The sequence below is a fragment of the Mesorhizobium sp. RIZ17 genome (genome assembly GCF_051127865.1).
GTDB lineage: Bacteria > Pseudomonadota > Alphaproteobacteria > Rhizobiales > Rhizobiaceae > Mesorhizobium > Mesorhizobium humile.
In genome coordinates this window covers 6,426,080-6,452,331 of record NZ_CP147861.1, presented here as the reverse complement: position 1 = coordinate 6,452,331, position 26,252 = coordinate 6,426,080, and the positions used below count along the sequence as shown (strand labels likewise).

The window sequence follows — 26,252 nt, the reverse complement described above, 5'->3', positions numbered from 1 at the left end:
CATGGTCGAGACAGAAGACAAAGAAGCCGAACGCCATCGCGCCAAGATGGCCAAGCGCAAGGCGGTGCAGGATGCCGAGGTGGCCGGCAAGACGATCGAGAAGGGCCTGCTGATCGTCAACACCGGCCCGGGCAAGGGCAAGACCACTGCGGCCTTCGGCCTGGCGCTCAGGATGTTGGGCTATGGCAAGCGCGTCGGCGTCGTCCAGTTCATCAAGGGCAAATGGCATACCGGCGAGAAAGACGCCTTTGCCGCCTTCGGCGACCGCGTCGTCTGGCACGCGATGGGCGAGGGCTTCACCTGGGAGACCCAGGATCTCAAGCGCGACATCGCCGCCGCCGAAGCCGCCTGGGCCAAGGCGCTTGAGCTGATGGCCGATCCATCGATCAGCCTTGTCGTGCTCGACGAGCTCAACATCGCGCTTCGCTACGATTATCTCGACCTGGAAGAGGTGGTCGCCGCACTGAAGGCGCGCCGCGACGATCTGCACGTCATCGTCACCGGCCGCAATGCCAAGCCGCTGCTTGTCGAGGCGGCCGATCTGGTCACCGAAATGGGGCTGACCAAGCACCATTTCTCGGCGGGCGTGAAGGCGCAGCAGGGAATCGAGTTCTAAAGTGCGCTGGCGCCGTGGCCGCTGATCAAAATGGTCAGGTAGATCACGATCGCCGAGAGGATCGCGAACAGGCCGAGCAGCAGCCAATCGGCCACGCGGTAGAGCTTCAGCGCCTGGCGGATGTCGGTGCTTTCGGCCTCGCGGCGGCCGCCCTCGCCCATGAAAGCGTCCTCGACGACCTCGCCGCCATAGCTGCGCGGTCCGGCGAGCGAAAGCCCCAGCGCGCCGGCCATCGCGGCCTCCGGCCAGCCGGCATTGGGCGAACGGTGTTTCCTGGCGTCGCGCCGCATGACCAGCCAGGCTTTGCGCGGACTGGCGCCGGGTACAAGAAAGGCCGCCAGCACGATGAGCAGGCCGGTCAGCCGCGACGCCGGCAGGTTGATCAGGTCGTCGAAGCGGGCGGCCGCCCGGCCGAAGGCCTCATATTGCGGCGTCTTATGGCCGATCATCGAATCGGCGGTGTTGGCGGCCTTGTAGGCCGCGCCGCCGCCCAGCCCGCCGATGCCGGTCCAGAAGGCGGGCGCGACGATGCCGTCGGAGAAATTCTCGGCCAGGCTTTCGATCGCGGCGCGCGCGACGCCCGCCTTGTCGAGCTTTTCGGGATCGCGGCCGACGATGCGCGAGACGGCGATGCGGCCAAGCGTCAGGCCGCCAGTCTCCAGCGCGTCGGCGACCTCCTCGACATGCTCGGCAAGGCTTTTCTGCGACAGCAGCGAGGAGCCGAGGATCGCGGCGATGACGAGGCCCGTGGGGAACATCATCCACAACAGCACATGCAGCGCCAAGCCGATCAGGCCGGGCACCAGCAGAATGACGAGCAAGGCCTGGACGCCGCGGCGGCGACGCAATTCGTCGGAATCCGTCGCGCGGTTGAGCCGGCGATCGAGAAAGGATATCAGCCTGCCGATCCAGGTTACCGGATGGCCGATGGCGTTGAACAGCCAGTCCGGATAGCCGAGGGCACGTTCGACAGCGAGTGACAGGAAAGCGATCAGGATCGACATGAAGCTTCTAAGCGGAGCGATTGCAGCGGTTGATCATGGCGGCAGCCTTGGCCGCGCAAGCGCGCTTTTTCCTCATGCGCCACAACCTTTCGTGGATCTTTCGACAGGTATCAATCCGCACTCCTATCCGCTTTTCGAATTGCCCGCCATCGCCCTGTCACGATTGCCGGAGGCAGCACAACTGCGCGAATTGGCCGAAATTGCGGCTTCGGCCTATGGCGCGCCGTCAGCGGCACACGTGGCGGCGGCGCCCGGCACGCAGATTCTGCTGCCGCGCGTGGCCTCGCTGCTGCGCCCCGGCAAGGCGCTGGTGCTCGGCCCGACCTATGCCGAACACGCCCGGGCCGCGGCCATCGCAGGCCATGCGGTCGCGGAAGTCGGCGATTTCGAGGCGCTGGCCGAAGCGGATCTTGCGGTGGTGGTCAATCCCAACAATCCGGACGGGCGGGTGATCGAAAAGGCCCGCCTGCTCGACCTTGCCGCGCGGCTTCGCGCCAAGGGCGGGCTGCTGGTCGTCGACGAGGCTTTCATGGATGTCGGCCCGATCGAGCAAAGCCTGGCCGGCGATGTCGGAGAGGGCGGCATCGTCGTGCTGCGCTCGTTCGGCAAGTTCTTCGGCCTCGCCGGCGTAAGGCTCGGCTTCGCGCTGGCGGATCAACTGACGGCCGAGCGGCTGGATGCGCAGCTAGGGCCCTGGGCGGTGGCTGGTCCGGCGCTCGAATATGGCATCCGCGCGCTGTCGGATGCAAAGTGGCAGGCCGAGATGCGGCAACGCCTGGCACAGGATGCCGGGCGGCTCGACGCGCTGCTTGGCCGATTCGATGTTCCGGTCGCCGGCGGCACCGGCCTGTTCCGCTATCTGTCGTTTCCCGGGGCGTCGGGCCTGTTTTCGGCACTTGGCTCGAGCGGCGTGCTGGTCCGTCACTTTGCCGAGCGGCCGCAGGTCTTGCGCTTCGGTCTGCCGGGCAACGAGGCGGAGTGGCAGCGCCTTGAAAGCGCGCTTGCCGCCTGGGCCATAGAGCCGGATGATTTCAGGTCGAAACGACCTGAAATCTGAATCCGGCTCTAAATTAAAGAGAAAGAGCATGATGTCGTCCGAAAACCGCTTCACACTTTTCGGCATCATGCTCTAGGCGCGAGGATGCGCCGAAGGAGATCGAAAGATGATCCACGTCTGTTCACTGTCGAAGGTCGACGAAACCGTGGCAAGGACCGGTGCGCAGCGGCTGCTTTCGCTGCTTGCCGCAGGCACCGAAGTGGTCCGTCCGGCCTCGATCCTGGCGGAAAACCACCTGCATCTGGTCATGCACGACATCGCCGTCGCGCAGGAAGGCATGACCATGCCCGGCGAGGAGCATGTCCGCGCCCTGCTCGACTTCGCCTATCGCTGGGACCGGGCAAAGCCGTTGGTTGTGCATTGCTATGCCGGCGTCAGCCGCTCGACCGCCTCGGCCTACATCATCGCGGCGGCGCTTTCGCCCAAGCGCGACGAAATGGAGCTCGCCAAGACGCTGCGTTTCCTCTCGCCGACGGCAACGCCCAATCCACGGCTGATTTCAGTCGCCGACATGCTGCTTCAGCGCGACGGCCGCATGATCGCGGCGATCGATGCGATCGGGCGCGGTGCCGACGCGTTCGAGGGGGTACCCTTCGAACTAACTATTGAAAGTTGAGCCGGCGTTTTAGCTACGACAGCCAGTCCGCAAGCTTCGCCTTACGAACATCCCTGACCAGCTTGATAAAACCGTCGGCCTGCATTTCCGCCGTCAGGCGGCCCTTCTCGGCCGTGGCGATCGAGGCGTCGCCGACCACGCCGTTTGGATTGAGGTCGCTGGCGATCCAGGCGAAGGCGTGCGTTCCGGTGTGGCGCAGCAGGGCAAATTCCTTTTCGGCGCGGGCGACATTGGAGACGAAGTTATCCGCCTTGGTCATGTCGACGAGATCAGGACGGAAGTGCAGCATCAGCGAGGTCTCGACATCGCCGCCGTGGATACCGTGACGATCCTCGAGCTCGGTGTACATGCCTGTCGGACGGCCGAAACGCTGCCAACTCGTCTTCACCGACAGCATCTTGGCGCGCACGCGCAATTCGCGCGAGATGATGCCCATGATCTCTTCGTTGCCGCCATGCGAATTGACGATGATCAGTTTCCTCACCCCGGCGCGGGCGACCGAGAGGCCAAGCTCGGTCCAGGCATCGACCAAAGTGGTGGCGGGCAAGGTGAGCGTTCCCGGCGCATGCAGGTGCTCGTTCGACTTGCCGACCGCCTGCACCGGCAGGATGCGGATGTCGAGATCGTCGGGCAGCCGCGCAATCACCGTCTCCAGCATACCGACCATGATCGAGGTGTCGGTCGAGACCGGCAGATGCGGGCCATGCTGCTCGATCGCCGCCACCGGCAGCACGGCGATGGTCGCTTCGGCGTCGATCGAGGCATATTCGGTCGTCCGGTAGTCGCCCCACCACACTCGTCTTGTCGTCACGTTTCATCTCCCGATTGTTCTGCGTCCGGCCTGAGGTCTAAAGGCTATCCCCGGCAACAGCTAGCCTGCTGCCAACACTTCCACCTCGACCTTGAATTCCGGACGGGCGAAGCCGGAAACGATCATCAGCGTGGAGGCAGGCGCCGGGTCCGAAAAGAGCCGATTGCGGACGTCCATATAGGCCTGCAGGTGTTCGCGGCCGGTGACGAAGGCGTTGATGCGCACGGTGTCGTTCAAGGTCATCCCGGCTTCGCTCAGAATCGCGGCGATGTTCTTGAAGCAGAGCTCGGCCTGCGCTCCGGCGTCCTCGGGAACATGGTCGTCAGCCCCGATGCCCAGCTGACCGGAGCACAGCACCAGCCGTTTTCCGGCGGGTATTTCAACGCCGTGGCTGTAACGAGCGAAGGGCGGCTTGATGGTCTTGGGGGCAAGGTATTTCAGCATGGCATTCTCCTGTGCGCCTTAAGACTAAGGCTCGATTCATGAAAGCTTCAAGATGCGGTGCATGCCGCCAGGGCGATTATGGACAGGCGTTCAAAAAATAGGCACGATGCCTTTCGTACAGCATGACCCTTCCGGTCTCGGCAATGACTGCCGCGCAAGCGGGCGGCCCGGGCGGTGGCATGTGTCTTGCTTCTTGAACCAATGGTGTCGAGCCCAGCGCGTCGCGCGCCGGAGCCAAGAGAGGGTGAGTTTATGATCGGAAATAGAAAGATCCTGGCGGGGTCGATCGCCTTGCTGGTGGCGGGCACGCTGGCTGCTGCCGCGAACGAGAAGGTGACGTTCGGCACCAACTGGCTGGCCGAGCCGGAGCATGGCGGCTACTATCAGGCCGTTGCCGACGGCACCTACGCCGCCTGCGGCCTCGATGTCACCATCATGCAGGGCGGCCCGCAGGTCAGCGGCCGGCCGATGCTACTGGCCGGCAAGATCGATTTCTATATGGGCGGCAATCTGCTTTCGGCCTTCGACGCCGTGCAGCAGGGCATTCCGATGCGTGTCGTCGCGTCCGACTTCCAGAAGGACCCGCAGGTCATCATGTCCCATCCGGGAGAGGGGCTGGACAAGTGGGAAGACCTCAAGAACGCCGACCAGTACATCATGGGTGACGAAGGCGCGCAGACCTTCTTCCAGTGGATGGTCACAGATCTCGGCTACGATGCCGCCAAGCGCGTGCCCTATACGTTCAATCCGGCGCCCTTCATCGCCAACAAGAAGTCGATCCAGCAGGGCTACGTGACGTCCGAGCCGTTCGCCGTGCAGAAGCAAGGCGGCTTCGTGCCGAACCAGTTTCTGCTCGCCGATTATGGCTGGGATACTTATGCGACGACCATCGAGGTGATGCAGGACACGATCGACAAGCGGCCGGAGGTGGTGCAGTGCTTCGTCGATGGTTCGGCCAAGGGCTGGTACAATTACCTCTACGGCGACAACAAAGCCGCCAACGAGATGATCAAGAAGGACAATCCGGACATGACGGATGAGCAGATCGCCTTCTCGATCGAGCAGCTGAAGAAGTTCGGCGTCGTCGATTCCGGCGATTCGGAAAAGCTCGGCATCGGTGCCATGACCGACGCGCGCATCCAGAGTTTTTACGACAAGATGGTCAAGGCCAAGGTCGCGCAGCCGGGCATCGACATCAAGAAGGCCTACACGCTGGCTTTCATCAACAAGGGCGTTGGGCTGGAGCTGAAGAAGTAAGGCGGCCTGCCTGAGATGATCCAGGAGAAAGTGGCTGAGACGCCGGCGGCATCGGGCGAGGCCCCGATGCTGCTGGCGTTGCGCAATGTCGGCAAGATCTTTTCCAACGGCGTGACGGCGCTGAGCAAGGTCGATCTTGCGATTCGCGAGGGCGATTTCGTCAGCCTGCTCGGCCCGTCCGGCTGCGGCAAGTCGACCGCGCTCAGGCTGATCGCCGGCCTGTCGACGCCGACCTCCGGGCAGCTCGATTGGCGAGGCTCGATCGACCGCTCGAACATCGGCTTCGTCTTCCAGGAGCCGACGCTGCTGCCTTGGGCGAGCGTCTTCGACAATGTCTGGCTGCCGCTCAGGCTGAAAGGCGTGTCGCGTGCCAAGGCCGAACCGGCGGTGATGGAGATGCTGGCGCGCGTCCATCTCACCGGCTTCGAGAACGCCGTGCCGCGCGAGCTCTCCGGCGGCATGAAGATGCGCGTCTCGATCGCCCGGGCAATGGTGACCAAGCCGCGCATCCTTCTGATGGACGAACCCTTCGCCGCACTCGACGAGATCACTCGCTTCAAGCTCAACAACGACCTTCTGGAACTGTGGCAGGACGAGCGTTTCACCGTGGTCTTCGTCACCCACAGCGTCTTCGAAAGCGTGTTCCTGTCCAGCCGCGTCGTTGTCATGGCCGCGCGGCCGGGCCGCGTTTTCGGCGAGCTCCCCATCAGCGCGCCCTATCCGCGCGACGAGGTGTTCCGGACTTCACCCGACTACGCCGCGCTTTGCCGGCAGGCCTCGGACGTGCTGGTCGACGCCATCAACTCAACCGCCGGACCTCATCATGACGGCCATTGACGACACTGCATTGAAGCTCGATCCCGAGGAGGCGCGCCGCGCGCGCCAGGAGCGGCTGGAACGGGTCGGCAAATGGGTGCTGCCGCTGGCGATCATGGTGCTGGCGATCTGGCTTTGGGATCGCATCTGCGTCTGGAACGAGATCCCGCAATACATCCTGCCGCGGCCGGGCGTGGTGCTGCAGACGCTGCACAATGATGCGGGGCTGCTGTTCTCCTCGCTGCTGGTGACGCTCAGGATCACCTTCCTAAGCCTGCTTCTCGCCGTAATCGGCGGCGTCGGGCTGGCGGTTCTGTTCGCGCAGTCGAAATGGGTGGAGATGTCGTTCTTCCCCTTCGCCATCGTGCTGCAGGTGACGCCTATCGTCGCAATCTTTCCGTTGATCAACATCTATGTGAACAACCAGACCGTCAAACTGCTGCTCTGCGCGTGGATCGTCGCCTTCTTCCCGATCCTCTCCAACACGACCCTCGGCCTGAACTCGGTCGACAGAAACCTGCGCGACTTGTTCAAGCTCAACGGCGCGACACGCTGGCAGCAATTGCGCTATCTGCGGCTGCCGGCGGCGATGCCCTATTTCCTCGGCGGGTTGAAGATCGCCGGCGGCCTGTCGCTGATCGGTGCGGTGGTCGCCGAATTCGTCGCTGGCGCGCAGGGGCAGTCGTCGGGCCTCGCCTCGCGCATCATCGAGGCAGGCTACCGGCTCAACGCTCCCAGGTTGTTCGCGGCGCTGATCCTGATCTCGCTCACCGGGATACTGATCTTCCTGGTGCTGTCGCTGGTGTCGCACCTCATCCTGCGCCGCTGGCACGAGAGCGCTCTGAAGCAGGAGCGCTAGAGTGGTTGAAGCAGCAGTGGAAATCGCGAGGACCAGATCTTGATACCTGCCTCTGGTTCCTACCGGCTCACCAATGCCCGTGTTCATCGGTCGCTGACGCCCGGCCTTGCGGTGCCCTTCGACGCGGATGGTTTCGCGCTGGCTGAGCTGGCCGTCGCCGACGGCAAGATCGCGGGCATTGTCGCCCATGCCAGGTCGAAGGCGCAGGCCGACGCGATCGACCTTGCCGGCCGGATCGTGCTGCCGTGCTTCGTCGACTGCCACACCCATATCGACAAGGGCCATATCTGGCCGCGAAAACCCAATCCCGACGGCACCTTCATGGGCGCGCTCAACGCCACCGGCGCCGACCGCACCGCGCGCTGGAGCGCCGAGGATGTGGCGCGCCGCATGGATTTCTCGCTGCGCTCAGCCTATGCGCATGGAACCAAGGCCTTGCGCACGCATCTCGACAGTGTCGCGCCGCAGGAAGAAATCTCCTGGCCGGTGTTCGAGATGATGCGGGAAAAATGGCGCGGGCGGATCGACCTGCAGGCCGCGTGCCTGCTCGGCATCGAAGCCGTGCGCGACAAGAAATGGTTCGAGAAATTGGCGAAGCGCGTCGCCGCGGCCAAGGGCGTGCTCGGCGTCGTGACCTACATGGTGCCCGACCTCGAGGAACTGCTTGACCAGGTTTTCGCGCAGGCGATCAAGCATGGGCTCGATCTCGATTTCCATGCCGACGAGACCGACGATGTCGCGGCCATCTCGTTGAAGAAGATCGCAGAGGCTTCGCTGTGGAACGGTTTTGAGGGCAACATCCTGGTCGGCCATTGCTGCTCGCTGGCGCGCCAGCCCGACCTCGAGGTGCTCGACACGCTGGACAAGGTGGCGAAGGCGCGGCTCGCCGTGGTGTCGCTGCCAATGTGCAACCTCTATCTGCAGGACCGCCGCAACAACGAGACGACGCCGCGCTGGCGCGGCGTGACGCTGCTGCACGAGATGAGGGCGCGCGGCATCAAGGTGGCGGTCGCCTCCGACAACACGCGCGATCCGTTCTACGCCTATGGCGATCTCGACATGCTGGAGGTCTACCGCATGGCGACGCGCATCCTGCATTTCGATCATCCGGTCGGCGACTGGCCGAAGGCGGTGGCGGCGACGCCGGCCGAGGTGATGCGGCTCGACGGCGCCGGGACGCTTGCCGCCGGCGGCAGCGCGGACTTCATCGTCTTCAAGGGGCGGAGCTGGACCGAATTGCTGTCGCGGCCTGAATCGGATCGCATCGTGGTGCGCCAGGGCAGGGCGATCGAACGCCAACTGCCCGACTATGCCGAACTCGACGAACTGATGGTGGGATGATGGATATCGCAGCGCTGAAGCGCGACCTCGACGGGATCAAGGTCGACGACCATCCGGCCATCGTCCAGCAGAAGAGCCGCGACTTCTACTGGTACAGTCCGGTGCTGAAAGCGCAGCTCGACAACGTCAAGGGCGACCTGATCGTCACGCCGAAGAACGAGGATGAGGTCATCCGCGTTCTCGCCGCCTGCCACAAGCACGGCGTTCCGGTGACGCCGCGCGGCAGCGGCACAGGCAATTACGGGCAGGCGATGCCGCTGTCGGGCGGCGTGGTGCTCAACCTCGCCGAGATGAAAGAGATAAAGACGATCGCGCCCGGGCGCGCGGTGACCGGGCCGGGCGCGGTTCTGGCCGACATCGACAAGGCGACGCGGGCGCATTCCGTTCAGGAACTCAGGATGTCGCCGTCCACTTACAACACGGCCTCGATCGGCGGCTTCGTCGCCGGCGGTTCGGGCGGCGTCGGCTCGATCCGCTGGGGTGGCTTGCGCGACCTCGGCAATGTCATCCGGCTGAGGACCGTGACCATGGAAGCCGAGCCGCGTGTCATGGATCTCACCGGTGAGGACGTGCTCAAGGTCATGCACGCCTACGGCACCAACGGCATCATCACCGAGGTCGAGATGCCGCTGACCGCTTCTTACGACTGGATCGACGCCATCGTCGGCTTCGACGATTTCATGGACGCGGCCGGCTTCGGCAACGACCTTGCCATCCAGGACGGCATATTGGCGAAGCTGATCACGCCGATCGCGGCGCCCATCCCTTACGACTATTTCAAGCGGCACCAGAAATTCTTCCGGCGCGAGCAGAGCATCGTGGTCTGCATGATCGCGCCACACGCGATGGACGCTTTCGTCGCCTTCGTGCGCAGCACCAAAGGCGAGATCGTTTTCCGGGCCGACCGGGAGGCAGACCTCAAGGGACTGCCGCCGGCCTACGAACTGACCTGGAACCACACGACGCTGCGGGCGATCCGGGTCGATCCGACCATCACCTATCTCCAGGCTCGCTATCCGTCGCCGGATCATCTGGCCCACGTCAAGGCGATGGTCGAGCGCTTCGGCGACGAGGTGCCGGCGCATCTCGAATTCATCCGCTTCGACGGGGCGATCGGCGCGGCAGGCCTGCCGCTGGTGCGCTTCACCACGGAAGAGCGGCTCGACGAGATCATCCGCATCCACGAGGACAATGGCTGCTGGATCTTCAACCCCCACCGCTACACACTGGAGGAGGGAGGCATGAAGCGAACGGACGAAGCGCAGCTTGCCTTCAAGCGCGCGACCGATCCGCAAGGGCTGCTCAACCCAGGCAAGATGATCGCCTGGGAGAACCCTGCCTATGACTATCGCTCGGGTAAGCCCTTCCTGTTCCAAGGGCTGCAAAAGGCGAGTTGAGCCGATGGCGAACGTGCGGCGCGCTGACCCGCGGGATGCTCTTCCGTGAAAATCCTCGTCCTCTACGCTCATCCGGTGGAGACCAGCTTCAACGCCGGCCTGCACAGGACGATCGTCGAGCGGCTCGCCGCGGCGGGGCATGCGATCGACGACTGCGACCTCTATGCCGAGGACTTCGATCCCAGGCTGACACGCGTCGAGCGGCTCGGCTACCACGACCCGCGCGGGCCGGACGACGCGGTCGCCGGCTATGTCGAAAGGCTGCAGAACGCCGAGGCCTTGGTGCTGTCGTTTCCGGTCTGGAATTACGGCTATCCGGCGATCCTGAAAGGTTTCTTCGACCGCGTCTTCCTGCCCGGCGTGTCGTTCAAGCTGGTCGACGGCAAGGTGCGGCCGACGCTGCACAACATCCGTAAAATGGCGGCCATCACCACCTATGGCGGCAGCCGTTTTCGCGCCATGCTGATGGGCGACCCGCCGCGCAAGATCGTCAAGCGCATGCTGCGGGCCACGATCAAGCCCGGCGCTCCCGTCTCCTATCTCGCGCATTATTCGATGAATCTGTCGACCGACGAGACGCGCAACGTCTTCATGGCGAAGGTCGCGGCCACGATGGACGCTTTCTGATGCGCGTGCTGGTGGTCTATTGCCATCCAGTGCCGGAGAGTTATTGCGCGGCGATCCGCGATACTGCCGTCGAGGTGCTGAAGGGGCGGGGTTGGGATGTGCGGCTGCTCGACCTTTATGCCGAGAATTTCGATCCGGTGATGAACTGCGAGGAGCGGCGCTTCTACAACGACCGGGCGCCGAAAGACCCGGCATTGGCACCGCATTTCGAGCATCTGCAATGGGCGCAGGCGATCCTCTTCATCTATCCGACCTGGTGGTACGGCCTGCCGGCGATGCTGAAGGGATGGTTCGACCGCGTGTGGGCCACGGACATCGCCTTCAAACTGCCAGGCGGCAGGGGGCGGATCACGTCGCTGATGCGGCATGTGACCAAGGTCGGCGTCATCACCACCTGCGGCGCGCCGACCTGGTGGAGCGTCGTCGTCGGCCAGCCCGGCCGCAAGACCATCCTGCGCGGCATGCGGGCGCTGTGCGCCACGCGCTGCAAGACGTTTTTCCTGGCACACTATTTGATGGATGCCTCGACGCCGAAGACAAGGGCGGCGTTTTTGGTCAAAGTTCGCAGAACGCTGGAGCGGTTTTAGGGGACGTCAGCGATCCTGCGGGATAGCGCCGAACGGGTTTGCCTTTTTTTATGCGGAAATGAAGTGCATATTAATGGCATGACCAAGCTTTTCGAACATGCTGTCGAACGCGTCCGCACCTTGCCTCCTGAATTGCAAGACGAGTATGCGCGTGTCCTCTTGCGCCTCGCGGGTGACGACGGAGACGAACCTGTTCATCAACTGAGCCGAGAGGAAAAAGCCTCGCTCGCGATGTCCCGGGCGCAGGCTGCACGCGGTGAATTTGCAACCGACGAGGAAGTTCGTGCTGTTTGGGCGAAGCACGGCCTTTGAAGCTTCGTTATACACTGGCGGCGTTGGCCGAGTTGGATGAGGTTCTCGGCAATATAGCATTGCAGTCACCCAAAGGAGCGAGGCGGATCCAAGCCAGACTCCATGCGGTCATCAATTTATTGCTTGAACATCCCCTAAGCGGCGTCGCTACAGACGAAAGGCCGATGCGCCGGATCGTCGTGAGGCCTTATCCGTACCTGATCTACTACGAGCCTTCCGCCGACGAAATCGTGATTGTCGGTATTCGTCATGGTGCTCGCGATCCCTCAACCATGCCGGACAAGTAACAACGGTCCCATGGTCACGCCTGCGGGCAATCCTGCCCGACGCGGACAGAAAAAAGGCTACATCCTCGTCCGTTCCGCTTTCGGGTCATACATCGGCTTCAGCGATGCCTCGGCCGCGAAGCGCTCGCCGGCGATTTCCACCTCATAGGACGAGCCCAGCACGTCCGCCTCGCTTTCGCCCTGGCACGGCACGTAGCCGAGGCCGATCGCGCCGCCGAGATGGTGGCCGTAATTGCCTGATGTGATCGGGCCGACGATCTTGCCGTCGCGCAGGATCGCCTCGTTGTGGAAGAGCAGAGGCTGCGGGTCTTTCAGGCGGAACTGCACCAGCCGGCGTGACAGGCCGGCTTCCTTTTTCCTGAGCACGGCGTCGCGGCCGATGAAGCCGGCTTTGCTCGTCTTGACGGCAAAGCCCAGGCCCGCCTCCAGGACATTGTCCTCGTCGGTGATGTCGTGGCCGAAATGGCGGAAGGCCTTTTCGATACGGCAGGAATCGAGCGTATGCAGGCCGCAAAGCTTCAGGCCGACCTCGGCGCCGGCCTCAGTGAGTGCCTCGAAAACATGGGCGGCCTGCTCGGTCGAGACATAGAGCTCCCAGCCGAGCTCGCCGACATAGGTGACGCGGTGCGCCCGGGCGAGGCCCATGCCGATCTCGATCTCCTGAAACGTGCCGAACGGATTGGCTTCGTTGGAAAAATCGTTCGGGCTGACCTTCTGGATCAATTTTCGCGAGTCAGGCCCCATGACGCAGATGACGGCTTCGGCGGCGGTCACGTCGCTGATAACGACGAACGCGTCGGCGACGTGCCTGCGCAGCCAGGCGAGGTCGCGCTGCAGCGTGGCGCCCGGCACGACGAGCAAATAGGCCGTTTCGGAAAGCCGGGTCACGGTGAGGTCGCTCTCGATGCCGCCGCGCTGGTTGAGCATCTGCGTGTAGACGATCTTGCCCGGCGCGACGTCCATGTCGTTGGCACAGAGCCGCTGCAGGAAGGCACAGGCGTCGTGGCCCTCGACGCGGATCTTGCCGAAGGAGGTCATGTCGAACAGGCCGACGCCGTTGCGCACGGCAAGATGTTCTTCGCGCTGGTTGTCGAACCAGTTCTGCCGCTTCCAGGAATAGCGGTACTCGCGCTCCTGGCCGTCACGCGCAAACCAGTTGGCGCGCTCCCAGCCCGCCACTTCGCCGAAGACGGCGCCGCGCGCCTTGAGATGTTCATGCAAAGGCGAGCGGCGCACGCCGCGCGAGGTCGCCATCTGGCGGTAGGGGAAATGGTCGGCATAGAGCAGGCCGAGCGTTTCCGACACGCGCTCCTTGAGATAGCGGCGGTTCTTCTGGAAAGGTTGCGCGCGGCGGATGTCGACCTCCCAGAGGTCGAAGGGCGCTTCGCCGTCATTGATCCATTGCGCCAGCGCCATGCCGGCGCCGCCGGAAGAGACGATACCGATCGAATTGTAGCCGGTCGCCATCCAGTAGCCGGCGAGTTCCGGCGCCTCGCCGAGATAGTAGCGGTCGTCGGGCGTGAAACTTTCGGGGCCGTTGAAGAAGGTATGGATGCCGGCGGTGCCCAGCATCGGCATGCGGTTGACGCCCATTTCGAGGATCGGCTCGAAATGGTCCATGTCCTCGGGCAATTGGTCGAAGCAGAAATCCTCGCGGATGCCGTCCATGCCCCAGGGTTTTGCCACCGGCTCGAAAGCACCGAGCATCATCTTGCCGGCGTCTTCCTTGTAGTAGGCGCACTCGTCCGGCACGCGCAGCACCGGCAAGCGCGACAGGCCCGGGATCGGCTCGGTGACGAGATAGAAATGCTCGCAGGCGTGCAGCGGAATGGTGACGCCGTTCTGCCGCCCAAGCTCGCGCGCCCACATGCCGGCGCAGTTGACCACGATGTCGGTCTCGATCGTGCCTTGCTCCTCGCCCTGCGCCCAGGAGACGCCCGAGACGCGGCCGTTCCTGGTGTGGACCTTGGTGACCTTGACGTTCTCGATGATCGTCGCACCGCGCTGGCGCGCGCCCTTGGCCAGCGCCATGGCGATGTTGGCCGGATCGCACTGGCCGTCGAGCGGCAGATGCACGGCGCCGACCACGTCGGACACGTTGAGATGCGGGTACATCTGTTTGACTTCGCGCGGCGAAATCTCGCGCACGTCGACATCGAAGGCGCGGGCTAAAGAGGCCTGCCGGTAAATCTCGTGCTTGCGCTCTTCGGTCAGCGCCACGGTGATCGACCCGACCTGGCGCATGCCGGTGCCGACATCGGTCTCGGCCTCAAGCTTGACGTAGAGGTCGGCCGAATATTTCGCCAGCCGGGTCATGTTCTGCGAGCCGCGCAACTGGCCGATCAGCCCGGCCGCATGCCAGGTCGTGCCTGAGGTGAGCTGCTTGCGTTCGAGCAGCACGATGTCGGTCCAGCCGAGCTTGGCCAGGTGATAGGCGACCGAGCAGCCGGAGACGCCGCCGCCGATGATCACCGCGCGGGCCTTGGTCGGAATGGTCTTGGTCATGCGGCCTCGCGGCGATAGTTGGAAGCGAAGCGGCGAACACGAAGCGCTGCTTCCTTGAGGATGGCTTCGGACTGGCAGAGGCTGATGCGGATGTGCCCGGCGGCGGCGTCGCCGAAGCTCGATCCGGGCATAACACCGACCTTTTCCTTGTCGAGCAGCGCCCAGGCGAATTTCTCGTCGTCCGGCTCGACGGCGGAGACATCGAGCATGATGTACATGCCGCCTTCGGAGCCGCGCACGGTGACCTCATTGGCGCCCCGCAGGGCGTCGAGGAAGACGGTGCGCCGCGCGGCATAGCGCTCGGCGATGTCCTTCACGCCATAGTGGTTCTCCAGCGCCTCGGCGCAGGCGATCGAGATGAAGGCCGGCAGGCCGTAGGTCGTGACCAGATTGAGGTCGATCATCAGCGCGATCATCGCCTTCGGCCCGGTCAGCCAGCCCATGCGCCAGCCGGTCATGCCGTGGCTTTTCGACATGGAGTTGATGACCAGCGTGCGCTCGGCCATGCCGGGAAGCGAACGCGGCGAGATGTGCTCGCCGCCGCCAAGCGTCCAGTAGACCTCGTCCGACAGCAGCCAGAGGTCATGCTCCTTGCAGATTTCGGCCAGTTGCTCGAGCCGTTCGCGCGAATAGACAGCACCCGTCGGGTTGTTCGGCGTGTTGATCAGGATGGCGCGGGTATTGGGCTTGAGCGCGGCGCGGATCATGTCCGCGCGGGGTTGAAACCCGTCTTCGGCCGGCGTCTCGACCACGGTGAAGCTGGCGCCGGCGGCGCTGAAGGTATTGGGGTAGGTGGCGTAATAGGGCGCGACGACGATGGCGTGATCGCCCGGATCGAGCACGCCCTGCACGGCGGCATAGAGCGCCCCCTGGCCACCGGCCGTGGCGATGACCTCGTCGGGTTCGGTCAGAATGCCGCTGCAGGCGGTGGATGCCGCCGCCATCGCCTTGCGCAGGCGCGGCAGGCCGGGGAGCGGCGTGTAGTGATGGTTGCTGCCGCGCACGGCAGTCACACAGGCCTCGATCGTTTCCGACGGCGTGTCGAAGTCATGGTCGCCGACGGAAAGGACGATGATGTCTTCGCCGGCCTGCTTGCGGGTCCAGGCGGCGAAATGGACTTCCCAGCCATCCTTGCCCGAAGGCACGATGCCGGTAATGCGCTTTGACGGTTTTGGCATCAGGACACTCCCGAAATCTGGTGGCCGGCCTGTGTGAGCTTGTCGCGCAGGGCGGCAATGTGGGCGGGGCCAACCTCGCAGCAGCCGCCGACAATTCCGGCGCCGGCATCGACCCAGCTGATGGCCTGGTCGGCATAGGCTTGCGGATCGAGATCATGGCGGGCATGCAGCACCTCGACGGTGCCGCCATGCTTCAGCGCCTCGACCGAGGTGAAACCGTTGGCATAGGCGCCCACCGGTCCACCCAGCGCGACGAGTTCGGGCAAGGCGGCGGCGATGGCCTCGGGCCGGCAGCAGTTGAGCAGCCTAGCGGCGACCGGCAGGTCGCCGAGGGCGTCCGCCGCGGCGGCAATGGTTTCGCCGCTGCGCAGGCGTGGCGTGCCATGATCGGCGAGCGTCCAGGACACCCATACCGGCTTGCCGCTCTCCGACGCCGCAGTGACGGCCGCGCGGGCCTCCTCGGCGGAAGCCATCGTCTCGCACAGGAACAGATCGACGCCGTCCGCCTGCTCGGCAACAATGCGGCGATAGATGTCGAGCGTGTCCTCGAATGATATGGTCAGCGCCGGCGCGTAGCTGCCGAACAGAGGCGACAGGCAACCGGCAATCGCAGTGTCGCCGGCCTCGTCACGAGCCTGGTGGGCCAGTTCGATGCCGCGCTTCTGCAAAGGCTTGAACAGATCTTCGGCGCCCTCGCGCGCCAGGCGTTCCGGCGTTGCCGAATAAGTGTTGATGGTGATGACACGCGCACCGGCACGGATGAATTCCGCATGCAGGTCGCGCACCAGGTCCGGCTCGTCGATCAGGACCCTGGCCGACCACAACGGCGTCGGCTCGGACCTGCTGCGCCGGACCAGTTCTTGGCCCATGCCGCCGTCAGTGAGGATGACGGAGGTCATGCCCGCAACCTCTCATTCTTCGGATCCCACAGCGGCTCGTCGTTCTGGACGATGGCCTTGAAGCGATCGCCGAAAATCTCGACTTCGATGGCCGTACCCGGCTGCGTGAGATCGGCGCGCAGCATGCCAAGCGCAATCGACTTGCCGACGCGGTGGCCCCAGCCGCCCGACGTCGTCTCGCCGACGATGCTGCCGCCGTGCCAGAGCGTCGACATATAGGGCGCGTCGCAGTCGCCGGGATTTTCGACCACCAGCGTGACGAAGCGCTTCTTCACGCCCTGCTGCTTTTCATTGAGCAAGGCCGTCTTGCCGCGGAAGTCGGGCTTGTCCCATTTGACGAAGCGCTCCAGGCCGCCCTGCAGGATCGAATAGTCGGTCGAGAGATCGCCCTTCCAGGCGCGGTAGCCTTTCTCCAGCCGCAGCGAATCCAGCGCATACATACCGAACGGCTTCAGCCCGTGCTTCTGGCCGGCGGCCCAGACGGCGTCGAAGACGGTCGCCGTGTCCGCGACCTTGGTGTGGATCTCCCAGCCGAGCTCGCCGGCGAAGGAGACGCGCACCAATTTCGCCCAGCGGCCGGCGATGGTCGTTTCCTGATGCGTCAGCCAGGGCAGCGAGAGATCGGCGTCGCTGACTTCGGCCAGGATCTTGCGCGAGTTCGGGCCGGCGAGGATTTGCGTGGAATATTCCTCCGTCCGGTCGGTCAGCGTGAAGGCCGCGTCGGCGGGCATGCGCGACTTCAGCCATTCGAAATCGTGCCACTGCGCCACCGCCGCCGTGATCAGCGTCATCTGGTCCTCGCCATGGCGCACCACCGACATTTCGGTGACGATGCGGCCCTTGTCGTCGGCGAAATAGACGAGGCCGATGCGGCCGGGCCTCGGCACAAGACCGGTCACCTGCGTTGCCAGCCAGTCGGCCGCGCCCGGACCTTCGAGGTTGAAGCGCGAGAAGCCGGGCAGGTCGAGGATGCCGGCGGCGTCGCGCACCGCCAGGCACTCCTCGCGCACACGTTGCTGCCAGGGCCCGTCGCGGCGGAAGGTCAGCGTCGCTTCCTCGGACGTGTCGTCGCCCGGCCCGGCATACCAGGTGGCGCGCTCCCAGCCATTATAGGCGTCGAACTGGCCGCCCAGCGCCTTGATGCGATCATGCAGCGGCGAAAGCTTTCGGTCGCGCCCGGCCGGCCAGGCATGGCGCGGGAACTGGATGGCGTATTCGTTGCCGTAGATTTCCATGCCCTTGGCGACGCAGTAGTCGGGCGCCGACGCAAAGCTGGTGAAGCGGCGCGGATCGCAGGACCACATGTCCCATTCGGTCTGGCCTTCGGTCACCCATTCGGCCAGCACCTTGCCGGCGCCGCCGCCTTGCGCGATGCCGAAGGTGAAGACGCAGGCCTCGAAGGCGTTCGGCACGCCGGGCATCGGCCCGATCAGCGGGTTGCCGTCCGGCGCATAGGGGATCGGTCCGTTGATCACCTTGGAGAGGCCGGCGGTGCCGAGGATCGGCACGCGGGCGACGGCGTCGGCCAGGTAATGCTCGAGGCGGTCGAGATCGTCGGGGAAAAGCTGGAAGGAAAAATCCTCCGGCATCGGGTCGTTGTGCGTCGCCCAATGCGCGCGGCAATTGCGCTCATAAGGGCCGAGATTCATGCCGCTCTTTTCCTGGCGCAGGTAGTAGGACGTGTCGACGTCGCGCAGCAGGGGCAATTTGTGGCCTTGTTCCTTCGTCCAGGCGGCTAGCTCGGGGATTTCCTCGAACAATATGTACTGATGGCTCATCACCATCATCGGCACTTCGCGGCCGAACATTTTTCCGACTTCGGCGGCGCGGTAGCCGGCGGCGTTGATGACGATCTCGCAGCGGATTTCGCCCTGCGGCGTGGCGACCACCCATTCGCCGTTTTCGCGGCGCACGCCGGTGACCGGGCAGAAGCGGATGATCTTGGCGCCCATGTCGCGCGCGCCCTTGGCTAAAGCCTGTGTCAGCTGCGCCGGGTCGATGTCGCCGTCGCTCGGATCATAGAGCGCGCCCTTCAGCTCATGCGTCTCGATGAAGGGATAGCGGCGCTTGATCTCGTCGAGGCCGACGACGTCGATGTCCATGCCCTGATAACGGCCCATGCCCTTGGCGCGCTGGAATTCCTGCATGCGCTCCTTGCTATGGGCAAGCCGGAGCGAGCCGGTGACATGGTAGTTCATCGGATAGTCGACCGCTTCGGCGAGCCCCCGGTAGAGCTCGGTCGAGTAGCGCTGCATGTTCATCAGCGACCAGGACGAGGAGAAGGTCGGCACGTTGCCGGCGGCATGCCAGGTCGAGCCGGAGGTCAGCTCGTTCTTTTCCAAAAGCACGCAGTCGGTCCAACCCGCCTTGCAGAGATGATAGAGCGATGAGCAGCCGACGACACCGCCCCCGATGATCACCACGCGTGCCGTGGTCGGCAAACCCGCCATGTCTTCCTCCAAAGTTACTCAATATACCGGCGGTGAAACCACCCAGATGACGACCGCCGGCTCGGCGCCTGGATTGCGCCAGCGGAACGGCTTGCCCTCGAAGCGGAACGAATCGCCTTCGCCGAGACGATGCCAGACGCCGTCGATCTCGATCTCGAACGTGCCCGACGCGACATAGCCCGCTTCTTCCGTGGGACGGCGCGTTTCGGTCTTCAGCTCCGCACCCGGCGCGAAGACCGAGCGCAGCATCTCGAAGCTACCGCCGAGGTCGGGCGATAGAAGCTCCTCCACCAGGCCGGATTCACTTGTGCCAAGCGAGCGGCGGCTGCCCGCGCGCACGACCACGCCGCGTTCCTCTTCGACAGGCACATCATGACTGAAGAACAGGCTGATCGGAACGTCGAAGAGGCTGGCGAATGCCCTCAAGTCACCGAGCGAAGGAACCGAGAGGCCGCGCTCGACCTGGCTGACCCAACCGACCGAACGGCTTAACTTGAGCGCAATTTCGGCGAGCGTGAGACCGCGCGCCTTGCGGAGCGCACGGATGTCGCCGGCCAGCAGCCGGTCGCCATTGTCCTGCTCCGATTTGGTCGCGGTTGGGGTCAAAGGTTGCTCGTGAAAAAATCTGGATAAATTTCATGAGAGGATAAAATCATGAAAAAATCAAGGAGATTTTCATAGGCCACAAGATTTGCTTGCGCGTTTTCGGCGGTTGATGCAAAGGCTCGCGCACGAGCGGCGAGTGGGGCGTCCGGTCGGGACCAGTTTTAGCTTATAGTCTGCGGATGGTCGTTAAGGAAACCGGGTTGCGGGTTTCTGGCCATGCCGAAAGGGACGACCCATGCTTGAGAAGAACATCCGGATCGCGTCGGATGCGGAGATCGTCGACGAGGCGATCCTATCGCGCCGGTCGGTGCGCGCGTTCCTGCCCGATATGGTCGATGACGACACAATCCGCGCGATCCTGGCAGTCGCCGCGCGCGCGCCGTCCGGCACCAACATGCAGCCGTGGCGCGTCTATGTGACCAAGGGCGAGGTCAAGCAGCGCATCAGCGATGCCATCCTCAACTCAGGTATCCGCGCCGAAAAGGTCGAGTGGGACGAATATCGCTACTATCCCGACCAGTTCTTCGAACCTTACCTCACGCGCCGCCGCGCCAACGGCTTCGGGCTTTACGGCGCGCTCGGCATCGGCCGGCGCGAGGTCGACAAGATGCGGGCGCAGCACGACCGCAACTTCATCTTCTTCGACGCGCCGGTCGGCATGATCTTCACGATCGACCGGAGGCTGAATCAGGGGTCGTGGATCGACTACGGCATGTTCCTGCAGAACATCATGGTCGCGGCGCGGGGCCGGGGGCTGCATACCTGTCCGCAGGCGGCCTTCGCGCCCTATCACCGCCAGATCAGGCCGGTGCTCGGTATTCCCGACGAGGAGATCGTCGTCTGCGGCATGGCGCTCGGCTATGAGGACACGTCGAAGCCGGAGAATGATTTCCGCACCGACCGCGCGCCGCTCGAGGACTGGGTAAGCTTCGCGGAATAATGACGCCGAATTTCTCGGCCGGCTAATCGGTGCTCATATGTGCGCCGTGCCCGCTGACATGGGCGCCGTCCTGCGGCGTCAGCCTCAGATACGCCGACAGCGCGCAAAGCGTGATCAGCCCTTCTATGACGAACAGAATGCGATAGTCGTCGACGCTGGCCTTGCCGCCGCCGGCAAGCAGCGACAGCAGCGCCGCCGCGAAACCGACGCTGATCGCCACCGCGAGCTGCCATAAAATGTAATAGAGCGCACTGAAGCGCGCGAGCTGCTCCGGCGCGATGTCCGAATAGGATAGATTGCCGGTCGAGGCCCATTGCACCGAGCGGAAGACGCCGAAGGCGAAGATGTAGGCCAGCACGATCCAGGCCGGCATGCTCTCCTGCATCAACGCAAAGCCCGCGACCAGGAGGGCGACGATCGGCGTGTTGGTGACCAGCACGCGCCTGAAGCCGAAGCGGTTCAACAGGCGCGGCATGAAGAAGCGCATCATCAACGACCCGATCGCGGCGACGAAGGTCAGCGATCCGGCCTGCACCGCGCTCATGTCGAAGCCGAGCTGGAACATCAGCGGCAAGAGGAAGACCACCGAGCTCAGGCCGATCGTGTCGAGGCTGCCGCCGGTGAGGAAGGCAATGCGGAAGGTGCGGATGCGCAGCAGATTGAGGTCGAGCAAGGGGTTGCGCGCGCGCAGGCAATAGAAGGCGGCAATCGTCAGGATGACGACCGCCAGGCCAAGCTCGATGCCGATAAGACTGCTCGCCGCATCCTTGGCGGCGACCGAATCCATGCCAAAGACGAGCAGCGCCATGCCGATGCCGACGAGCAGGAAACCCGGAAAATCGAAGGGCGTGCGAACCGGCTTGGTCGTCGTGGGAAACATCGAGGCGGCCAGCATCGCGGCGGTCAGCGCGATCGGGATGTTGATGTAGAAGATCCAGCGCCAGGAGACATAGGTGGTGAGCGCGCCGCCGACGAGCGGTCCGACCAGCGGCCCGGACTGGCCGGCGAGTGAGATATACATGTTGATCTTGAGCGTGCGATCGCGCGGGAAGCTGGACAGGATCACCACCTGGCCGAGCGTGCCCATCAGCGCGCCGCCGCAGCCCTGCAGGGCGCGCGAGCCGACCAGCATCCAGATGTTTTCCGAAAGGCCGCACAATGCCGAAGCGCCGGCGAAGACGAGCAGCGCGAAGCAATAGACATTGCGCAGGCCGAAGCGGTCGGCCAGCCAGCCGCCGAGCGGCATGGTGACGATGAGGCTCGCGACATAGACCGTGATCAGCAGGCCAAGCTGGCTTGGCGGGCGATCGAGGCTCTCGCCGATGCCGGGCAGCGCGGTGACCACGACATTCTGATCAAGGCTGGTCATGAACACGCCGCAGGCGACGGTCGCCGGCAACAGCATCGACGGACCGCCCGCCGAAGCAAAGCGGGTCGTGGCCGTCGCCGAAGTCTCAACAGTCATGGAAGGGTATGGTCGAACTGGTTGCCTGAGCGAACGTTTGCCCTGGCAAACGCCGATGATTCCTTATCTATCGTCCCTGCTGGCCCAGCACTCAAGCAGCAGTTGTAGCGGTCCATAGTGCCAGATAGCGGCTGGACCAAGGTGCGTTGATATTCAGGTGAGGCCGGCCTGCAAATGGCGGCTTCCTGCGCTTCCGGTGCTCACGTACGAAAAGTACGCTCCGCTCCGGTTCTCGGATGCCACCATTTTCGGCTCTGCCTGACCTGAATCTCAACACACCTTCAACGCTCTACTGCACCTCGTAGCCGACTTCCTCCGAGGCGTGGCACAACGCCTTCCAGAACGAGCGCGCGAAGGAGCGGAAGACGTAGATGTCGAACTGGTCGGGGCCGGTGCGCTGGATCTGCGCGAAGACGTCGTGATGGTTGGTCGAACGTCCAGCGCCGAGCGGGAAGGCCGGCAAGGCGAAGTCGATGGCGAAGAATTTCGCCATCACCCATTCCGCCTTCGGGCCGGCGATGCGGATCGCGGTGCGGCCATGCGAAAGGTCCGTCAGCGTGCCGATGGCCGGCGTGATGACGCCGGCAAAGGAAGCGGCCAGACCTTCGGCCTCGTCCGCCACGGTGAATTTCCCCGGCGCGAAACCGAACACGGCGCGGACACCGCTGCTTACACCGCCGCCGGCGCCGTCCGGCAGAGCGAGCCCGGTGACCTTGCCGATAATCTCGATCAGCCGCTTCTCTTCGCCCGGCCAGGCGGCGAGCTGCAGGATCGAGCCTGGCCGCGTCTCGGACAGGATGACGTCGACGCCATGTTCGAAATTGCCATGCGAGCCCGGATGATACTCCGGCTCGAGCGGCGATTGGCGTTCGGGCAAATGCTGCTCAGCCATGCATGCGGCTCCCGTCAGGATCGTAGAAATGGTTGGAAACGATCTCGACCGGCCCGAACCGGTTGCGCAGCGGGTCGGAGACGAATGCGCGGGTCCCGTGACGTGCCTTGCCGCCCCTGACCAGGGCCAGCGCGATATATTTGCCCAGCGCGGGCGAATAACAGCAGGCGGTGATATGGCCGAGTGAGTCGTGCGGATTGGCTTCGTCCAGTTCCTCGACGATATGCCCGCCGCCGTTGAGCGCTCGGTTGTCGAGCGCAATTACCCCGACCAGCTCGAGCCGGTCGGAGCCGATCAGGCCTTCCCGGTCCATCATGGCCGAACCGATGAAGGGCTTCTTCTTCGAAAGCATCCAGTCGAGATGGAGGTCGCGCGCCGTGGTGCGGCCATCGATCTCGGCGCCGGTGACATGGCCCTTCTCGATGCGCATCGTGCCCAGCGCCTCGAGTCCGTAAGTGACCAGGCCGAAAGGCTTGCCGGCCTCGATCAAGGCTTCCCAGACGCGGGTGCCGTAGCCGGAGCCGGAATAGACTTCGAACGCCATTTCACCGGAGAAGGACAGCCGGCAGATCATCACCGGAACGCCGGCGATCCAGCCATGGACGATGCCCATGAAGGGCAGCGCGGCGTTGTCGACGGCGGTGCCGGTGACGCAAGAAGCAAGGATGCCTCGCGCGTTCGGTCCCCCGATCGCCGCACCCGCCCATTCGTCGGTGACGGAGGTGACGGTGACCTTCAGCTCCGGCCAGATGACGTCGAGGAAATATTCCAGATGCTGCATCACCTTGCCGGCATTGGCGGTGGTGGTGGTCATCAGGAATTCCTGTTCGCCGAGTCGCCACGTAGTGCCGTCGTCGAAGGCAAGCCCGTCCTCGCGCAGCATCAGGCCGTAGCGGGCCTTGCCGACCGCGAGCGTGGAAAACATGTTGGTGTAGACGCGGTCGAGGAGCTCGGCCGCGTCGGGCCCTTGCACGGCGATCTTGCCCAGCGTCGAGACATCGACGATGCCAGCGCTTTCGCGCGTGGCCCTGGCTTCGCGGACATAGGCTTGCTCGACCGTCTCGCCGGCGAGGCCGTAGATCATCGGGCGGTACCAGAGGCCGGCCGAATACATCCGCGCGCCATTGGCGAGGTGCCAGTCATGCATCGGCGTCAGCCGCTCGGGCTTGAGGTCGCCGAAGCGCTCGGCGGCCAACGAGCCGATCGACACCGCCGTGTAAGGCGGACGGAAGCGCGTCGTGCCGACTTCGGGGATCGGCTTGCCGAGCGCCTCGGCCATGATGGCCAGACCGGGAACGTTGGAGTTCTTGCCTTGGTCGGTCGCCATGCCGAGCGTGGTGTAACGCTTCAGATGCTCGACCGAGACGAAGCCCTCGCGATGCGCCAGCCGCACGTCCTCGGCGGTCACGTCGTGCTGGAAGTCGACGAAACTCTTGCCTTTGGCCTTGATCTCGAAGACCGGCGCCGGATCGGGATCGCCGGGGGCCGCCTCGACGACGGGCAGGGGAGCGGATGAAGTCGCGCCGCCAGCCGCCCGAAGGCCTGCCGCGCGGCCTTCGGCAATGGCTTCGGCGGTGGAGAAACTGCCGGTGAAGGCGCCGGCGCCAATCCATTGCTGATTTGGCCAACGCTGCCTCGGCTTGGGCGGCAGGAAGGCTTGTCTCGCCGGATTCCACTCGGCCTTCGCCCCGGCCTGGCTGGCGAGATGGATGGTCGGCGACCAGCCGCCCGACATCAGAAGGCTGTCGGCATGGATGCTGCGTTCGTCGCCGCTCAGCGCGCCGCTCATGGCGTCGAAGCGCTGCACCTTGAGGCCGGTGAGGGCCTTGCCGCCCTCGGTCGCAACCACGGCATGGCCGGCAAGCAGCTCGGCCTCCGCATCACTCGCCAGCCGGCGCATCTCGTTCGAGACTTCACCGCGGACATCGACGATGGCAACGATGGCGGCGCCGGCCTTCTTCAAGGCAACGGCCGAGTGGTAGGCGCTGTCGTTGTTGGTGAAGAGGGCGATGCGCTGTCCGGGCAGCACGCCATATTCAACTGCGTAGCGTTCCGCCGCATGCGCCAGCATGACGCCGGGCCGGTCGTTGCCCGGGAACACCAGCGGCCGCTCGAAGGAGCCGGTGGCGAGAACCACAGTGCCCGCGCGGATCGCCCAGTAGCGCTGGCGCGGCTCGCCCTTGGCGGCCACTTCCTTATGGTCGGTCACCCGTTCCAGGGCGGCCAGCGTGTTGCCATCGTAATAGCCCCACACCGTGGTGCGCGGCAAAAGGCGGACATTGTCGTTGCCTTCGAGCTGCCCAACGGTGCGCTGGGCCCAGTCGGCGGCGGGCATGCCGTCGATGGTTTCGCCGGACCAGTTGGCGGAGCCGCCAAAGTGGGCTTCGAGGTCTGCGAGGATGACGCGGGCGCCCTGGTCGGCGGCGGCCTTTGCCGCCATCAGGCCGGACGGACCAGAGCCGACGACCAACACGTCGCAGAAAGCGTTCATGCGCTCGTAGCGCGCCGGGTCGGGAGCCGTGCCTGCCTTGCCGAGGCCAGCGGCACGACGGATGAAATGCTCGCAGAACATCCAGAAGCGCGTGCCCTTCAGCGGGCCGATCACCGGACCCATGAAGGTCTTGTAGTAGAAGCCGGCCGACAGGATCTTGCCGCCGAGCTGATTGACGGCGCTGATGTCCCAGGCAAGCGAGGGCGTGCGGTTCTGGCTGACGGCGACGAGCCCGTCATAGATTTCGACCATGGTGGCCGGGATGTTCGGCTCGCGCACTTCGCCGCGCAGCACCGTCACCAGCGCGTTCGGCTCCTCGACCCCGGCGGCGAGCAGGCCGCGCGGGCGGTGATATTTGAAGGAGCGGCCGAACAGCGTCACGCCGTTGGCAAGCAGCGCCGAGGCCAGCGTGTCGCCGGCATGGCCGGTATAGGGCGCGCCGTCGAAGGTGAAGCGGATGGTGCGCAGCCGGTCGATCCGACCGCCTGTCTCTGTGCGGCGAGGGCTCACGAGCGGCCCTCCGCCTTGTGGCCGCCGCGAGCGAAGGCGGTGCTCAGGATCTCATGCGTGAGCGTGTTGCGCACGACCCTCAGATGTGCGCGGCAACCGCCGGAATGCTGCCAGATCTCGTTGTGGTCGCCGGCCGGGTTCAGCCGGTCGTAGACATAGGCGTTCCAGGCGTCGAGGTCCTGTGAGGCGGGCTGCGGCCGCTCGCGGTTGCCGTCGCCCTGGTAGGTGAATTCGATGACGTCGCGCGGGCCGCAATAAGGACAGGTGATCAGCATCTTTATTCCA

Annotated in this window: 25 protein-coding genes; 13 read left to right on the top strand and 12 right to left on the bottom strand. The window is 64.5% G+C overall.

The window, feature by feature from the left end; all coding sequences use genetic code 11:
* Position 1 precedes the first annotated feature (1 nt).
* Positions 2–616 (top strand): cob(I)yrinic acid a,c-diamide adenosyltransferase, encoded by a 615-nt coding sequence (gene cobO, locus WDX12_RS31485; RefSeq protein ID WP_434723239.1) that lies wholly within the window; start codon positions 2–4, stop codon positions 614–616.
* Here cobO and cbiB read toward each other — a convergent pair.
* The gene (cbiB, locus tag WDX12_RS31480) at positions 613–1,620 is read right to left on the bottom strand and encodes an adenosylcobinamide-phosphate synthase CbiB (protein ID WP_434723238.1); all 1,008 of its coding nucleotides are present in this window, start codon (positions 1,618–1,620) and stop codon (positions 613–615) included. The two genes, cobO and cbiB, sit on opposite strands and share 4 nt — an antisense overlap.
* Between cbiB and cobD the strand changes: the two genes are divergently transcribed.
* Complete coding sequence (gene cobD, locus WDX12_RS31475) at positions 1,619–2,677, top strand: threonine-phosphate decarboxylase CobD (RefSeq protein ID WP_434723237.1); 1,059 nt, start codon at positions 1,619–1,621, stop codon at positions 2,675–2,677. The genes cbiB and cobD overlap by 2 nt on opposite strands.
* A gap of 106 nt (positions 2,678–2,783) precedes the next feature.
* The gene (locus WDX12_RS31470) at positions 2,784–3,293 is read left to right on the top strand and encodes a tyrosine phosphatase family protein (protein WP_434723236.1); all 510 of its coding nucleotides are present in this window, start codon (positions 2,784–2,786) and stop codon (positions 3,291–3,293) included.
* A gap of 13 nt (positions 3,294–3,306) precedes the next feature.
* On the opposite strand, the gene WDX12_RS31465 is transcribed toward WDX12_RS31470, so the two are convergent.
* Together WDX12_RS31465 and WDX12_RS31460 are read right to left on the bottom strand one after the other, a co-directional pair.
* Positions 3,307–4,104 carry a creatininase family protein gene (locus WDX12_RS31465; protein ID WP_434723235.1) on the bottom strand — a complete coding sequence of 266 codons (798 nt, stop codon included), beginning with the start codon at positions 4,102–4,104 and terminating at the stop codon, positions 3,307–3,309.
* Positions 4,105–4,164: 60 nt separating this feature from the next.
* Positions 4,165–4,548, bottom strand: a complete 384-nt coding sequence (locus WDX12_RS31460; protein ID WP_434723234.1) for a RidA family protein — start codon at positions 4,546–4,548, stop codon at positions 4,165–4,167.
* Positions 4,549–4,800: 252 nt separating this feature from the next.
* Between WDX12_RS31460 and WDX12_RS31455 the strand changes: the two genes are divergently transcribed.
* The 9 genes from WDX12_RS31455 to WDX12_RS31415 all read left to right on the top strand — a co-directional run bounded on the left by WDX12_RS31455 (position 4,801) and on the right by WDX12_RS31415 (position 12,031).
* Positions 4,801–5,805: an ABC transporter substrate-binding protein gene (locus tag WDX12_RS31455; protein WP_320295271.1), complete on the top strand. Its 1,005-nt coding sequence runs from the start codon at positions 4,801–4,803 to the stop codon at positions 5,803–5,805.
* A gap of 15 nt (positions 5,806–5,820) precedes the next feature.
* Positions 5,821–6,642 carry an ABC transporter ATP-binding protein gene (locus WDX12_RS31450; RefSeq protein ID WP_320295272.1) on the top strand — a complete coding sequence of 274 codons (822 nt, stop codon included), beginning with the start codon at positions 5,821–5,823 and terminating at the stop codon, positions 6,640–6,642.
* Entirely contained in the window at positions 6,629–7,480 is an 852-nt protein-coding gene (locus tag WDX12_RS31445; RefSeq protein WP_434723233.1) for an ABC transporter permease, read from the top strand. The genes WDX12_RS31450 and WDX12_RS31445 overlap by 14 nt, the downstream gene beginning before the upstream one ends.
* 39 nt (positions 7,481–7,519) lie before the next feature.
* Positions 7,520–8,821, top strand: coding sequence for a cytosine deaminase (locus WDX12_RS31440; protein ID WP_434723232.1), 1,302 nt, complete (start codon positions 7,520–7,522; stop codon positions 8,819–8,821).
* Positions 8,821–10,218 (top strand): FAD-binding oxidoreductase, encoded by a 1,398-nt coding sequence (locus WDX12_RS31435; protein ID WP_434725737.1) that lies wholly within the window; start codon positions 8,821–8,823, stop codon positions 10,216–10,218. The genes WDX12_RS31440 and WDX12_RS31435 overlap by 1 nt, the downstream gene beginning before the upstream one ends.
* Positions 10,219–10,263: 45 nt before the next feature.
* Positions 10,264–10,845 (top strand): NAD(P)H-dependent oxidoreductase, encoded by a 582-nt coding sequence (locus WDX12_RS31430; protein WP_434723231.1) that lies wholly within the window; start codon positions 10,264–10,266, stop codon positions 10,843–10,845.
* Positions 10,845–11,432 (top strand): NAD(P)H-dependent oxidoreductase, encoded by a 588-nt coding sequence (locus tag WDX12_RS31425; RefSeq protein ID WP_434723230.1) that lies wholly within the window; start codon positions 10,845–10,847, stop codon positions 11,430–11,432. The genes WDX12_RS31430 and WDX12_RS31425 overlap by 1 nt, the downstream gene beginning before the upstream one ends.
* A gap of 78 nt (positions 11,433–11,510) precedes the next feature.
* Entirely contained in the window at positions 11,511–11,744 is a 234-nt protein-coding gene (locus WDX12_RS31420; protein ID WP_320295277.1) for a hypothetical protein, read from the top strand.
* On the top strand, positions 11,741–12,031 hold the full coding sequence (locus WDX12_RS31415) for a type II toxin-antitoxin system RelE/ParE family toxin (RefSeq protein WP_320295278.1): 291 nt from the start codon (positions 11,741–11,743) through the stop codon (positions 12,029–12,031). The genes WDX12_RS31420 and WDX12_RS31415 overlap by 4 nt, the downstream gene beginning before the upstream one ends.
* Before the next feature lie 57 nt (positions 12,032–12,088).
* Here the strand turns inward: WDX12_RS31415 and WDX12_RS31410 are convergent, their stop codons facing one another.
* The 5 genes from WDX12_RS31410 to WDX12_RS31390 are packed head-to-tail and all read right to left on the bottom strand — an operon-like array spanning position 12,089 to position 19,624.
* Positions 12,089–14,536: a GcvT family protein gene (locus tag WDX12_RS31410; RefSeq protein WP_434723229.1), complete on the bottom strand. Its 2,448-nt coding sequence runs from the start codon at positions 14,534–14,536 to the stop codon at positions 12,089–12,091.
* Entirely contained in the window at positions 14,533–15,714 is a 1,182-nt protein-coding gene (locus WDX12_RS31405; protein WP_434723228.1) for a pyridoxal phosphate-dependent aminotransferase, read from the bottom strand. The genes WDX12_RS31410 and WDX12_RS31405 overlap by 4 nt, the downstream gene beginning before the upstream one ends.
* Complete coding sequence (locus WDX12_RS31400) at positions 15,714–16,613, bottom strand: homocysteine S-methyltransferase family protein (RefSeq protein ID WP_320295281.1); 900 nt, start codon at positions 16,611–16,613, stop codon at positions 15,714–15,716. The genes WDX12_RS31405 and WDX12_RS31400 overlap by 1 nt, the downstream gene beginning before the upstream one ends.
* Positions 16,610–19,063, bottom strand: a complete 2,454-nt coding sequence (locus tag WDX12_RS31395) for a GcvT family protein (protein ID WP_434723227.1) — start codon at positions 19,061–19,063, stop codon at positions 16,610–16,612. Before WDX12_RS31395 ends, WDX12_RS31400 begins: the two co-directional genes overlap by 4 nt.
* A gap of 18 nt (positions 19,064–19,081) precedes the next feature.
* A complete protein-coding gene (locus WDX12_RS31390) occupies positions 19,082–19,624 on the bottom strand; it encodes a helix-turn-helix domain-containing protein (protein WP_430699246.1) in 543 nt (180 codons plus the stop codon).
* A gap of 280 nt (positions 19,625–19,904) precedes the next feature.
* On the opposite strand from WDX12_RS31390, the gene WDX12_RS31385 reads away from it, so the two are divergent.
* On the top strand, positions 19,905–20,609 hold the full coding sequence (locus tag WDX12_RS31385; RefSeq protein ID WP_320295284.1) for a nitroreductase: 705 nt from the start codon (positions 19,905–19,907) through the stop codon (positions 20,607–20,609).
* 22 nt (positions 20,610–20,631) lie between these two features.
* Here the strand turns inward: WDX12_RS31385 and WDX12_RS31380 are convergent, their stop codons facing one another.
* From WDX12_RS31380 to WDX12_RS31365, 4 genes are all read right to left on the bottom strand, one after another.
* Positions 20,632–22,074, bottom strand: coding sequence for an MFS transporter (locus WDX12_RS31380; protein ID WP_434723226.1), 1,443 nt, complete (start codon positions 22,072–22,074; stop codon positions 20,632–20,634).
* 289 nt (positions 22,075–22,363) lie between these two features.
* On the bottom strand, positions 22,364–22,951 hold the full coding sequence (soxG, locus tag WDX12_RS31375; protein ID WP_434725736.1) for a sarcosine oxidase subunit gamma family protein: 588 nt from the start codon (positions 22,949–22,951) through the stop codon (positions 22,364–22,366).
* Positions 22,952–22,958: 7 nt separating this feature from the next.
* On the bottom strand, positions 22,959–25,967 hold the full coding sequence (locus WDX12_RS31370; RefSeq protein ID WP_434723225.1) for a sarcosine oxidase subunit alpha: 3,009 nt from the start codon (positions 25,965–25,967) through the stop codon (positions 22,959–22,961).
* Positions 25,964–26,242 carry a sarcosine oxidase subunit delta gene (locus WDX12_RS31365; RefSeq protein ID WP_140541971.1) on the bottom strand — a complete coding sequence of 93 codons (279 nt, stop codon included), beginning with the start codon at positions 26,240–26,242 and terminating at the stop codon, positions 25,964–25,966. Before WDX12_RS31365 ends, WDX12_RS31370 begins: the two co-directional genes overlap by 4 nt.
* Positions 26,243–26,252 lie beyond the last annotated feature (10 nt).